The organism is Peribacillus sp. AS_2, assembly GCF_026891895.1.
Taxonomy (GTDB): Bacteria; Bacillota; Bacilli; order Bacillales; family DSM-1321; genus Peribacillus; species Peribacillus frigoritolerans.
In genome coordinates this window covers 131,056-144,419 of the sequence record NZ_JAPTGA010000014.1, presented here as the reverse complement: position 1 = coordinate 144,419, position 13,364 = coordinate 131,056, and the positions used below count along the sequence as shown (strand labels likewise).

Sequence of the window (13,364 nt, the reverse complement as noted above, 5' to 3'; positions counted from 1 at the left end):
ACGTGGCATGGGAGACCCCGCAGGCGTGCCGAGGAGGCTCCCGCCCGCCCGCGGAAAGCGAGTGCCTGAAGTGGAAATCAACGTTCCAAAGTAACATGTTCATTCGTCCTTTTCAGCTCCCTACCCTGTTACGGATTTCCCATTAAGTTGAAATAAAATCAGAACAAAACCAATAAAATTTTTGACTTACTGTCAAAAATGATGTACATTACCTAATGGGCGAACAATTTTTATTAAAAAAGACAAAAATATTCGTATATAGAGGTGCATAACATGGAAAACGTGTTTGATTATGAAGATATTCAATTAATTCCTGCAAAATGTGTAGTAAATAGCCGTTCTGAGTGTGATACATCCGTTACATTAGGTAAACATACATTCAAGTTACCTGTAGTACCTGCCAATATGCAAACGATCATTGATGAAAAGATTGCCATTTACTTGGCTGAAAACGGTTACTTTTATGTAATGCATCGTTTTGAGCCAGAAAAACGACTGACTTTCATTAAAGACATGCATTCAAAAGAATTGATCGCATCCATCAGTGTCGGCGTTAAAGAAGAAGAATACGGATTCATCGAACAATTATCGAATGACAACATTGTACCTGAATACATTACGATAGATATAGCGCACGGACATTCCAATGCCGTGATAAAAATGATACAGCATATTAAAAAACATTTACCTGAAAGTTTTGTCATTGCAGGAAATGTGGGAACTCCTGAAGCGGTACGTGAATTGGAACATGCAGGTGCGGATGCTACAAAGGTGGGCATTGGACCAGGGAAAGTATGCATCACTAAAATCAAGACTGGATTTGGAACGGGCGGCTGGCAATTAGCTGCACTTCGCTGGTGTGCAAAAGCGGCAAGCAAGCCAATCATCGCTGACGGCGGCATTCGCACGAACGGTGATATTGCCAAATCAGTTAGATTTGGAGCTTCAATGGTCATGATCGGTTCACTATTTGCCGGACATGAAGAATCTCCAGGTCAAACGATCGAGAAAGATGGAAAGGCCTTTAAAGAATACTTTGGTTCAGCTTCGGAATTCCAAAAAGGTGAAAAGAAAAACGTTGAAGGCAAAAAGATGTTTGTCGAGCACAAAGGATCTTTGGAAGATACGTTGAAGGAAATGGAACAAGATCTTCAGTCATCCATTTCATATGCAGGCGGTACCAAATTGGAAGCCATCCGGAATGTGGATTATGTGGTCGTTAAGAATTCAATCTTTAACGGTGACAAAGTTTATTAAGAAGTAATTTTAAAAAACGGCCTAATCAATGGATTAGGCCGTTTTTTTATCATTACACCTTTTTAACAAATTGGGATTTTAATTTCATTGCACCAAAACCATCTATCTTACAATCAATATCATGATCTCCATCAACTAGACGGATGCTTTTTACTTTAGTGCCCATTTTTAAGACGGATGAGCTCCCTTTCACTTTAAGGTCCTTGATTACCGTAACGGTATCACCGTCGTTCAAGGCATTTCCATTAGCATCTTTGATAACCTTCTTTTGATCACCATTTTCCGTTTCCGCTTCAACTGTCCATTCATGGGCGCATTCCGGGCAAACTAAAAGACTGCCGTCTTCGTATGTATATTCTGAATCACATGCAGGGCAATTAGGAAAATCAGGCATAAATTCACTTCCTCCATTCATTATGCCAATTTTAATATAATAATGGTTTACACACAACCAGTAGTTTATTACCTCCCTTGTCCCTCCCTTCCTCTAGAACCTATAAAGGTTTTACTATATACTTTTAAGAAAAAGCTGGAAAGTGCGGTGAACCCCTTGTTTAAACTTCTATTGATAGAAGATGATACAACGTTATTCAATGAAATTAAAGATAGATTGGCGCAATGGTCTTATGATATTTACGGAATCGGCGATTTTAGTAAAGTGGTTCAGGAATTCACGGACATAAAACCTGATTTGGTCATCATTGATATCCAGTTGCCGAAGTTTGACGGATTTCATTGGTGCAGAATGATCCGGGCCCATTCCAATGTTCCCATCATCTTTTTATCATCGCGTGATCATCCTACGGACATGGTGATGTCCATGCAGCTTGGAGCTGATGATTTTATCCAGAAGCCTTTTCATTTCGATGTACTCATCGCGAAGATACAGGCCACCCTTCGCCGTGTCTATAATTACAATACGGAAAAGATCGAATTGAAAACGTGGTGCGGCGCCACCGTGGATTACGAAAAGAACACGGTTTCGGCCGAGACGGGCACAATCGAATTGACGAAAAATGAAATTTTCATCTTGAAAAAGCTCATTGAACAGAAAAACAAGATCGTAAGCCGCGAGGAATTGATCAACAGCTTATGGGATGACAAACGTTTCATAAGCGATAACACCCTTACAGTGAATGTGAACCGTTTACGAAAGAGGTTGGATGAACTGGGTCTAGGGCATTTTATCGAAACGAAGGTCGGACAGGGCTATATCGCCGTGGAAGTGGCAAATGCATGATCGGAAAATATCTCGTGGAAAGGTTCAGCTGGATCACATTTTACATACTTCTTCATCTATTCATTATCTTTGTCGCCTATCTTGATTCGGCCATTCCGTTAAGGCCCATACTGTATATTGTTTTTTTATCCTTGCTCATGTTCAGTATGTTTTTGATTTTCCGCTATAAAAAGGAAACCTACTTTTATAAAAGTTTAGAAGCACGGGAAGACAACCTGGATATAACGAATATTGCCGAACCAGAGAGCCCTTTCGAAAAAATCATAGAAAACAGCATCTTTAACCAAACCGAATTATTGAAGAAATCCGCAGCAATCGGTCAAATGACTTTAGAGCAGGAGAAGGATGAATTATTATCTTGGATTCATGAAGTGAAGACACCATTGACGGCGATGCATTTAATGATTGACCGCTTGGATGATGGATTGCTGAAATCACACTTGACTTATGAGTGGCTGCGCATTCATCTTCTTCTTGATCAGCAGCTCCATCAAAGGCGCATGCCTTTCATCGAAAATGATTTGTATATAGAGAAAACCGATTTGGAAACAATAATCTTTGATGAGATTAAAACGCTGCGGTCATGGTGCATTCAAAAAGGAATCGGCTTCGAGATACAATTGGACGTATCCGAAGTGCTTAGTGATGCCAAGTGGCTGGCCTTCATCATGAGGCAGCTCTTGACCAACTCCATTAAATACAGTGAAAACTCAGATATCACGATTTATAGCCATGAGCGAGCCGGACAAACGGTTCTTGAAGTGCAGGATTTTGGACGGGGCATTGACCCAAAGGATTTATCCCGCATATTTGATAAAGGATTTACATCCACGACAAATCATCGTGACAGTGCGGCAACCGGCATGGGTCTATATTTAACCAAGAATGCGGCCGAGTCCCTATTCATCTCCATTGAAGTGAAATCAGAGCTTGGAACCGGGACGACCGTTACCTTGACCTTCCCAAAAAGAAATGATTTCGTGAATATCACAAGCATGTGACAAAAGTGTCACATGCTTTTATTCTTTGTTCGTCCAAACGAAGGAAAAGAAATACATGGCCTTTTATAATGAGGATATAGAAAAAAAGGAGTGTATCCAAATGAATATATTAGAAGCGAAAAAAATCCATAAAAGCTATGGTAATAAATTCAATAAACAAGAAGTATTAAAGGGTCTTGATATAAGCATACAAAAAGGTGAATTCGTAAGTATCATGGGCGCTTCCGGTTCAGGAAAAACGACTTTGCTGAATGTCCTTTCCTCGATCGATAAAATCAGCAACGGCACCATTACGATCGATGGTAAAGAGATTTCAGGGATGAAAGAAAAGAATTTGGCCGAATTCCGTAAGAACCACTTGGGCTTCATTTTCCAGGAATATAACCTATTGGACACATTGACTGTCAAAGAAAATATCCTCTTGCCCTTATCCATTACAAAAACGCCCAATAATGAAGCGGCACAAAAGTTTGATAGCGTGGCGAAGGAACTGGGCATATATGAAGTGAAGGATAAATACCCAAATGAAATTTCCGGTGGTCAAAAACAGCGTACGTCTGCGGCGCGGGCTTTCATCCATGATCCAAGCATCATTTTTGCGGATGAACCGACTGGGGCGCTTGACTCCAAATCAGCTTCCGATTTACTGAACAAACTGAGCGAAATGAATAAAAAGCACAAAGCGACCATCATCATGGTAACCCATGATCCCGTGGCCGCCAGTTATTGCAGCCGAGTCATTTTCATTAAAGACGGACAAATCTATACCCAATTGAATAAAGGTGAACAATCCAGACAAACCTTCTTCAAGGACATCATGAAAACACAAGGTGTATTGGGAGGGGTTCAAAATGAGCATTAATCAACTCATCTTGCGAAATTTGAAGAAGAATCTGAAGAACTATTATCTGTATGTGTTTGCCCTGGTCTTCAGCGCTTCCCTGTACTTTGCTTTCGTCACCTTGCAATATGACCCAGCGCTGGATGAAGCGGAGGGTACGGTGAAAGGGGCCGCCTCCATCAAGGCAGCATCGATCCTGCTTGTTGCGATAGTTTCCATATTCCTTTTATATGCCAATAGCATTTTCATTAAAAGACGCAGTAAAGAAATTGGCTTATTCCAATTGATAGGCATGACGAAGAACAGGATATTCCGTATCCTGAGTGTGGAAAACCTGATCCTGTATTTCTGTTCCGTATTCCTGGGAATCTTTGTAGGGTTTGCCGCTTCAAAATTGATCATCATGATCCTATTTAAAATAATGGGTGTCCAGGCAATCGCGACTCTTAACTTTTCTTTTCAGCCGCTAGTGCAAACCTTGCTCGTTTTTAGCGCCATCTATCTTTTAATCATGTTGATGAATTATGCCTTCATTAAAAAGCAAACCATTCTATCATTATTTAGAGTGACTTCCATGACGGAAGGAAAAGTGAAAAAAGTTTCGATGGTCGAAATGATCATCGGGATATTCGGGATCGCCCTGATCATTGCTGGCTATGTCATTTCATCCAAATTATTCGATGGAGCATTTACACAGATGACCGAGCTTTTCATGGCCATGATCGTCATTCTGGCAACCGTCATCATCGGTACCTACCTATTCTATAAAGGATCCGTAAGCTTCATCTTTAATATCGTCCGTAAAAAGAAAAATGGCTATTTGAACATCAATGAAGTATTGTCCCTTTCATCCATTATGTTCCGGATGAAATCAAATGCGATATTATTGACGATCATCACGACCGTTTCCGCTTTGGCAATCGGTTTATTATCATTAAGCTATATCTCCTACTACTCAGCGGAGAAAATGGCACAAAGCAGTATCCCTACCGATTTTTCGATGACGGATATGGGAGATGCGGATAAATTCAAAGAGGCTTTATCAGACAGTAAAATTGATTATGACGCAAAGGTGATTGACGTCATTCAGGTGGATGTCAATGTAAAGGAAATAATGGAAACGAGCCTCGAAGGAGTGAACTTCGATCCGGACATCATGACCGTTCCCGTCATCAGTGATGAATCGGTTAAAGGAATCAACCTTGCTGAAGATGAGACCCTTTTCAGCGGATACAGTAGTATGATGGAGAAGGTCATATCCTTGAAGGATTCCGGAAAGATTGAACTGAAGGGCAAAAATGAAGTGATTCCGCAAACATATATAGGTTTGAATGATGATACCTTCCTGTCCTATTACTTCACGAGTGGCGGATTGCCCGTTGCGATTGTAGACCAAACGATATTCGACCGTTTGAAAAAGGATATCGACCCGAAAATCCAAAAAGTATCATCCGTTAATATCGGCATTGATGTGAAGGATGAATCTGAACTTGAAAAAGCGAATGATCTATTCAAAAGGATGAGTTTCAAAGAAGAACATGTGAATGATTCCCAATTGGAAATGTTCAACACCCAGAAGAAGAATATGGGCCTTATCATGTTCATCGTCGGCTTCTTGGGATTAACCTTCCTCATTACCTCCGGCTGCATCCTGTATTTCAAGCAAATGGATGAAAGTGAAGGGGAAAAATCCAATTATACGATTTTAAGAAAACTAGGGTTCACGCGTGGTGACTTAATAAGAGGAATCCAAGCAAAACAAGTTTTCAATTTCGGTATTCCTTTAGTCGTCGGACTGCTTCACAGTTATTTCGCAGTCCAATCAGGTTGGTTCTTGTTCGGGACCGAAGTTTGGACACCGATGATCATCGTCATGGCATTATACACGGCATTGTATTCAATCTTCGGAATCCTATCCGTATTTCATTACAAGAAGGTCATTAAAGAATCTCTATAATTTCGAAGATACTAAAAGCTCCAGGACCAATGAGGCCCTGGAGCTTTTAAACTGTAGAAAAATCCGAAGAAAAGTCAGTTTGCCTAAAATTTCTCTAAAAAAACATTCCAATTGATTGGAATGGGTGTTCGAGACTCCTGCGGGAAAAGCGTGTCCAAGGGAGATCCCGCAGGCGCAAAGAGCGCCGAGGGTGGACCCCCGCGGAAAGCGAGTGCCTGGAGTGGAAATCAACGTTCAAATTGTACAAACCCTCAATGAAGTTCCAGCTGCTTTCAGAAATCCGCTCCTTTTAAAGTACCCCAGCCGGTTTCATCATTTCCTTGATCAATTCCCTGTTGCGCTTTTTAAAGATTTCATTATGGGAAGAAACCATCCCCACACCGTGAGCATCAGGCTGGATAAATTGCTTTGCCTTGTTTACGGCATTTGCAGCATCTTGAAAAGTGCCTGCTATCAGGTTCAATTTACCTTCATGCTTAAGGATATCACCGGCTGCGTATATTCCACCCATCGAGGATTCACTTGCAGGAGTACCTTCAATATAATAGTTGTCGGCAATGGCAATATCGACTTTACTATTTTGAAGCAGCGATGTATCACGCTCATAACCATGATTGATGATGACTTCATCGATCGGCAAGTAAGAAACTTCTCCCGTTGCGTGATTCGTCAGTTCAACATGTTCAATTGATTGATGATCATCGCAGGCGATCAATTTTGTAATCGTCGTATTAAAGAAACAAACAGCAGAGCTTTCCATCAATTGCCTTGCTTGTGATTCATGTCCTGCTAAACTATCTTTCCTGTATGTCAGATAGACCTTTTTGGCGATTGGCTCTAATTCATTTGCCCAGTCTATGGCAGAATTCCCGCCGCCTGAAATGATCACCGTCTTATCCTTGAAACGATTGAAAGACTTGACAGTATAGTTTAAATTGGAGACTTCAAACCTTTCTGCCCCGTCTATTTCCAACTTTTGCGGATTCAGGATTCCGCCGCCAACCGCGACAATGACCGTCTTGGAAAAGTGCACTTGACCTGAAGCCGTATGTAAAACGAAGATGCCTTCTTCATTACGTGTGATTGATTCCACTTTCTCATTCAAGACGACTGTTGGATTGAATGTTAAACCTTGCTCCACTAGCTGCTCAATTAATTTTTCCCCAGTAGTCGGTGTCAGCCCTCCAACATCCCAAATCATCTTCTCTGGATAGACATGAATTTTCCCGCCCAGCCGTGGCTGGTATTCAATCAGTTTAACTTTCATTTCTCTAAGTCCGCTATAAAAAGTGGAGTAAAGGCCTGCTGGCCCTCCCCCAATAACCGTTACATCAAATAAATCCTGCTGTTCCATCTACGTCCACTCCCCGGTAACCAAGTGTGATTGATTATCATTCTCATTTAATCGTACACTCTTTTCTCACTTTTTACAATAAGCAGGCGAGTTAAATTTCAAAAAAACGATCCATTCTGCACGTATGTATGAAATTAGGGAAAAAAAGTGCAGCCATCCTTCACCCTACTCAAGGATGAAAGTTGCTGCACCTTCTTCGCACTGAATGCTAGTTTGAACGAGGTCTTTTCCCGTCCGATATAAGAAGATTGATATGATCTATGAGTTCAGGTAGTTCCTCCATCGTTTTGATGGTAAAGTCTGCCCCGTTTTTCAAAAAGATATCTGCCGTTTTAGAGATGAGATCTTGTTTATCTCTTTCTGGCAAACTTGTATACTCATCCAAATTCAATCCCATCTCAGAGCTTCCGACAATGACTCCGACCGTCCATACCCCAGCATTCACTCCCTCTTGCATGTCGGAAATGGTATCGCCTACCTTCACTACCTTCCATGATGCCGCTAATTTCAATTTTTCCATATTCCGATAGATCATGTAAGGGTATGGCCTTCCAATCGAATGGGTTGCATCCGGGGTTACATGGAAATCAGGCCCATACCCTTTTTTCAAAGCATTTGCTGTGACGACCTCCATCATTGTATCTGTATATCCCGTTGTCGACCCAATCTTCATGCCGCGATTCCTTAATGCTTCCACTGTCTCGATAACCCCTGGAATGGGACCTGTATAATCGGCCAATGACATCATCAGCGCCGGTTCGAATTCAGCATATAGTTTTTCAACGTCTTCCTCATTGAATGGCCTTCCGTATTGCACCTCCCATAATGAAGATATCCTTGGCATGGTCAGCATCGCACGAATATGGTCGATTTTCAGCATGCCCATCGGAGCTCTGGCTTCCTCCATCGTCACGTCCAGTCCAGCCTTCTTAAAAATATCCACAAAAACATTCACTGGTGCAAAACATCCAAAATCCACAGCTGTTCCTGCCCAATCCAAAATGATTCCCTCTACTTTATTCATACTGTCACCACTTTCATATATTTTTCTACGATCCTGCCTAGTTCCTCGATATCTTCTTCATGGATTTCGCCAATATTGCCGATCCGGAATGTATCTATGTCAGTCAGCTTTCCGGGGTAAATTACATAGCCCCTCTCTTTGATGAAATTGTAGAAGTCCCCAAAATCAAAGGCTTCAGTTGGAAAAAGAAAAGTTGTAATGATAGGCGATTGTTTATCAGGTGAGATATATGCATGGATGCCCAATTTCCCCATCAGCTCCCTCAGCCTGTCATTATTATTCTTATAGCGGGAGAATCTAGCTGGGATGCCGCCTTCTTCCGTTAATTCTTCCAGCGCTTTAGCAAACGCGGCCACTACATGTGTTGGAGATGTGAAACGCCATTTCCCATCCTTGTCCATCTCTTTCCACTGGTCATATAAATCCAGGGACAAACTGCGGGCATTGCCTTCACAAGCCAACAATTTCTCGCGCTTTGCAATGACGAAACCAAAACCAGGGATTCCTTGAATGCATTTATTTGCACTGCTGATCAAATAATCAATTCCGAGTTCAGGCACATTCATCTCCACTCCGCCAAAGCTGCTCATCGCATCAATGATCAAGGTTTTCCCTTGTTCGTTTGATATCTTCGAAACCACCTCTATCGGATTTAAAATCCCCGTCGTCGTTTCACAATGAACCATTGCTATATGTGTGATGTCACGATCAGCCAGTAAAATGTTCCGGATTTCAGCTTCATTTGGATATTCATTGTACTCAACGCCATACTCCACATGATTCAGCCCGATGCACTCCGCCATTTTCACAATCCGTTTCCCATATGCACCATTCGTTATGATCAGCACTTTATCGGATTTCGAAAGTGCAGTCGTCAGCACAGATTCTACAACAAACGAGCCGCTTCCCTGCATAAGTACAGCCGTATATTCTCCGTTTGCAGCACATGCCAATTCAAGAAGCTGGGATCTGATTTTTTGTGTGATTTCTTTATAATCATTTTCCCACGTGCAGCGGTCAACAAGCATTTCCTGTTTCACCGTACTTGTAGTGGTCAGCGGTCCAGGCGTCAATAGTTTATAGGTATTCATTTTCCTTCACTCCTCACTGTATTCATCATTGTGCTGATTTAAAGAATTCTTGGTGCTGTTTCAATAATTCGACCGTTAGGGGCTGCTTGAATTTCATAGGGTGGGCCGGTTTATTCTTTTCTGTTACCTTTTCACCTTCATAAAGTGCGACCGGGTAATGTTTCAGCAATTCTTCTCTAGCATCTTTACTGATCGTTTCTGCCATTTTCATCGCTAAACTTGTTTTAGCTTCATTATCTTTATTCACGACAGCAACGGATTCCGTGTAAGAGAAATTCCCCTCAGCCGGATCGACGAATTTGATCGGTAAACCCGACTCTTTAGCCATCACGGCTTGATAGCGTAAACCAAACCCGGCAGCCACTTCCCCTGCTTGCACTTTATTGATCGGGCCTGAACCTGAGCTCTCAAGATGCGGACCGCTATTTGCTATTAAGTCATGGAGAACCTTTTTGCCCTCTGCTTCACCGTATTGACTGATTATTGCTTGAACTAAAAGCCACCCTGTTGAAGAGTCCAGGATATTAGGAATTGAAACGAACCCTTTATATTCCGGCTTAGTTAAATCCTTAATCGAGGTAGGCATCGGCAGGCCTTTTTGTTTAAGCACTTCCGTATTCACAAAAATGGAACCGGTATTTGCCAAAATCGGTGTATAATAGGCTGGTTTTTTTTCCAAGGCTTTTATACTGAATGACAGGTCCTTGAACATGGAGTGCTGATCCTGTGCGCTCTCGATGAAATAGGAACTCATCGTCACGACATCAGCCTCGATATCATCTCCTTCTGCCAGCAGTTTCCCTCCTAATTCAGAAGTGCCTAATGATTGAAGGACATATTTCCCTTCGTATCCGGCATCTTTCAGGGAAGTCTCCATTGCGGCAGTGGCTTCTTCATCGCCATTCGTATAAATGACCACCTTTTCCTCATCCGCTTTGCCGCTGTTACGGCCCACCAATACAAATACCAAACTTAAAGCAACTAAAGAAAGTAAGGCTATCTTCAACGTTTTAGACATAATATCCCCCTCATTAATGTTTGAATTGTCTTTTTTGATAATGATCACAAAGCAGCTTCACGATCAGGTTTGTAAAAAAGATAAGTAAAGACAGGATGAATATTTCATTGAATTTGGCAAAATGCTGAAGCTCTTTAATTTTGCTGGCCACTAATGTGGTCTGGGCCGTGACCAAAAAGATGATTCCGCTGATCGTCACCATACTATTGATGAAATAGTAGCTGAACATCTCGATCACCGTAGATGCCGAGTTAGGCAGGATGACACGATAGATTGTCCTGATCCAGCTATCCCCCAATAAATTCCCGGTGGTTTCCCAACCAGGGTTCATTTTGGATAAAGAGTTCTTCGCCATTAAATAGGGTGTCGTAAAGAAGTGGACCATGTTACATAGAATGATGATGGCAAAGGTCCCCTTCCAGCTGCTGCCGTTGAACAGCAGCAAATACGATAAGCCCAACACCATTCCCGGTACTGTATTCGTCAACATCGAAATGACATCCATTGATGATTTCCCTTTAAGGGGCGTCCTGACATTCAAGACCGCCGAGCTAAAGGCGATGAACGTTCCCAGTACGGCCGTCATCAAGGCAACGAATAAGGAGTTTTTATAGACAGCCGTTAAATCGCCCGATTGGAATGTGTCGATAAAATGCTTTAAGGTGAACGAGAGATCGTAAGGGAAACTAGTTAAAAATGGTGCAATGAACATGACTGCAAATACAGAAAACATTCCTATTAAGACCAGCAGCGAAATACCTCCAAAACAGATATCCCTCCCTTTGTGCTGCGACAATTCAATATCGCTGAACTTGTCATAATGAAAATTAAGTTTTTCCAGATAGTTTAATAGGAAAACACTGAACACTACCGGAATGAGCATGAGAATGGCAATCACTGCGCCATTATTGAAATCAGGGATGGAACCCAGCATGACTTGATACAGTTGCGTCGCAACGACGGAGTAGGTCCCGCCGACCGAAGCCGGTATCCCAAAGTCGGTGAAGCTCAAGATGAAGGAAAGTACAAAAGCTCCACCTAAAGTTCCTGACAATGGCCGTATGATCGTATTCAAGAAACTCCTTATCGTTCCGTCACCCATTAACTTCGAAACGATGATGAACTTTTTATCCATGTACTTGAAGGAATTATTAATGAGCAGAAAAGCTGATGGCAATGTATAGATTACATAACCTATCAATAATCCATTAAATCCATATATATCGAAGAGATTCCTTCCAAAAAGCTTCGTTATGATTCCTTGATTGCCGAAAGAGTAGATGATAGCAAACCCGAATGTGATTGTCGGAAGCAGCATCGGAATAAGGATCCCGGTTTTAATTACACTTTTTAATAGCCTATATAATCGGGTGCAATGGATGGAATAGGCCAGGAAAAAGGCTAAAACAGTTGTAATGACGGCTGTGAGTCCCGAGATTTTCACGCTGTTTCCAAATGACTTCATCAGCTCTGCATTGGAAAGGACTGTTAGATAATTCGAGAGATTGATTCCATCTGCCGTTTCAAAAGAACGGACGAACAACATGCCAAGCGGCAAGAAAAGAAAAGCGGCAAATAGCAGTAAGATAGGTATATAAATGACTCTCATTGCCGGTTTTACATCAGGCATACTTTTCACCGAATAAGTTATAAATATTTTCTCTCTTGATCTCCAGCTGTTTAAGAATGAATTCCTTAACAAAATCATTGGCTGGCTGATTGATGATTTCTTGCGGCGATCCAAATTGAGAAATATTCCCTTGATTAATGATCAAAATCTTATCCGACATCGTCAAAGCCTCTTCCGGGTCATGTGTCACTATGATGGTCGTCAGCTTAAATTCGCGGGCAATGGATTTGATTCGTTCCTTTATCGATTCCTTGATCACACCATCCAAAGCACTCAGCGGCTCATCAAGCAATAGGATTTTCGGCTTCATTACAAGTGTCCTTGCGATCGAAACCCTTTGTTTCTGACCCCCTGATAATTCGCTGATCCTTTTTTTCAAATGCGGCGTTAATTCCAGGAAATCGATGTATTCCTGAAGCTCTTCCTTGGAAACGGATCCCTTCCTGTTCCTCAATCCATAAACGATATTTTCATAGGCATTCAAATGCGGGAAAAGAGCGTAATCCTGGAAAACGATATTAAATCCCCGGTCTTTCATGGGCACGTTACTCAAATCGGTATCATTGAAAATGATTTTTCCATGATTGATACCCGTCAAGCCCAAAATTATATGTAATAAAGTAGTTTTGCCGCTTCCACTTGGTCCTAATAGTGAAACGATCTCCCCCGTTTTAATTTCAAGATTTATATGATCCAAAACTGATTTTCCATCGAATTGCTTGCTAATATTTTGTAGTTTTAGCAAACCGTTCACCTCCTTTAATACACCCTTAGTATAAAAGCCCTTTGTAAACCGAAGTTGGGATTTTTGTAAATACTCTGTAAACATTGAACATATTTTTACTAAATTGATACTAACTTTTGACCAACTAATGATATTTTTATCATCTATATGTTGAATATGTTTGTAGTAAACAGTACACTTAAACTGAATATCAGGAAGATAGATAT

At 41.5% G+C, this 13,364-nt stretch carries 12 protein-coding genes; 5 read left to right on the top strand and 7 right to left on the bottom strand.

The features are described from left to right. Nucleotides 1–273 precede the first annotated feature (273 nt). Complete coding sequence (gene guaC, locus OTG27_RS21695; RefSeq protein ID WP_095679189.1) at nucleotides 274–1,257, top strand: GMP reductase; 984 nt, start codon at nucleotides 274–276, stop codon at nucleotides 1,255–1,257. A gap of 52 nt (nucleotides 1,258–1,309) precedes the next feature. Here the strand turns inward: guaC and OTG27_RS21690 are convergent, their stop codons facing one another. Further along, nucleotides 1,310–1,651, bottom strand: a complete 342-nt coding sequence (locus OTG27_RS21690) for a zinc ribbon domain-containing protein YjdM (RefSeq protein WP_057276762.1) — start codon at nucleotides 1,649–1,651, stop codon at nucleotides 1,310–1,312. A gap of 156 nt (nucleotides 1,652–1,807) precedes the next feature. Here OTG27_RS21690 and OTG27_RS21685 point away from each other — a divergent pair, with 156 nt between their 5' ends. The 4 genes from OTG27_RS21685 (at nucleotide 1,808) to OTG27_RS21670 (ending at nucleotide 6,296) form a co-directional block, all read left to right on the top strand. Then, a complete protein-coding gene (locus OTG27_RS21685) occupies nucleotides 1,808–2,497 on the top strand; it encodes a response regulator transcription factor (RefSeq protein ID WP_057276763.1) in 690 nt (229 codons plus the stop codon). Beyond that, a complete protein-coding gene (locus OTG27_RS21680; RefSeq protein WP_268938072.1) occupies nucleotides 2,494–3,498 on the top strand; it encodes a sensor histidine kinase in 1,005 nt (334 codons plus the stop codon). Before OTG27_RS21685 ends, OTG27_RS21680 begins: the two co-directional genes overlap by 4 nt. 100 nt (nucleotides 3,499–3,598) lie before the next feature. Further along, nucleotides 3,599–4,360: an ABC transporter ATP-binding protein gene (locus OTG27_RS21675; protein WP_063577649.1), complete on the top strand. Its 762-nt coding sequence runs from the start codon at nucleotides 3,599–3,601 to the stop codon at nucleotides 4,358–4,360. Then, nucleotides 4,350–6,296: an FtsX-like permease family protein gene (locus tag OTG27_RS21670; RefSeq protein WP_268938071.1), complete on the top strand. Its 1,947-nt coding sequence runs from the start codon at nucleotides 4,350–4,352 to the stop codon at nucleotides 6,294–6,296. Before OTG27_RS21675 ends, OTG27_RS21670 begins: the two co-directional genes overlap by 11 nt. Nucleotides 6,297–6,585: 289 nt before the next feature. Here OTG27_RS21670 and OTG27_RS21665 read toward each other — a convergent pair whose 3' ends face one another. The 6 genes from OTG27_RS21665 to OTG27_RS21640 form a co-directional block, all read right to left on the bottom strand. Then, the gene (locus OTG27_RS21665; RefSeq protein ID WP_268938070.1) at nucleotides 6,586–7,650 is read right to left on the bottom strand and encodes an NAD(P)/FAD-dependent oxidoreductase; all 1,065 of its coding nucleotides are present in this window, start codon (nucleotides 7,648–7,650) and stop codon (nucleotides 6,586–6,588) included. 208 nt (nucleotides 7,651–7,858) lie between these two features. Next, nucleotides 7,859–8,674, bottom strand: a complete 816-nt coding sequence (gene phnX, locus OTG27_RS21660; protein ID WP_268938069.1) for a phosphonoacetaldehyde hydrolase — start codon at nucleotides 8,672–8,674, stop codon at nucleotides 7,859–7,861. Further along, a complete protein-coding gene (gene phnW / locus OTG27_RS21655) occupies nucleotides 8,671–9,765 on the bottom strand; it encodes a 2-aminoethylphosphonate--pyruvate transaminase (protein WP_268938068.1) in 1,095 nt (364 codons plus the stop codon). Before phnW ends, phnX begins: the two co-directional genes overlap by 4 nt. A 25-nt stretch (nucleotides 9,766–9,790) precedes the next feature. Then, on the bottom strand, nucleotides 9,791–10,783 hold the full coding sequence (locus OTG27_RS21650; protein WP_268938067.1) for an extracellular solute-binding protein: 993 nt from the start codon (nucleotides 10,781–10,783) through the stop codon (nucleotides 9,791–9,793). 13 nt (nucleotides 10,784–10,796) lie between these two features. Next, the gene (locus OTG27_RS21645; RefSeq protein WP_268938066.1) at nucleotides 10,797–12,413 is read right to left on the bottom strand and encodes an ABC transporter permease subunit; all 1,617 of its coding nucleotides are present in this window, start codon (nucleotides 12,411–12,413) and stop codon (nucleotides 10,797–10,799) included. Continuing rightward, on the bottom strand, nucleotides 12,406–13,158 hold the full coding sequence (locus tag OTG27_RS21640) for an ABC transporter ATP-binding protein (protein WP_048689392.1): 753 nt from the start codon (nucleotides 13,156–13,158) through the stop codon (nucleotides 12,406–12,408). The genes OTG27_RS21645 and OTG27_RS21640 overlap by 8 nt, the downstream gene beginning before the upstream one ends. Nucleotides 13,159–13,364: the final 206 nt, after the last annotated feature.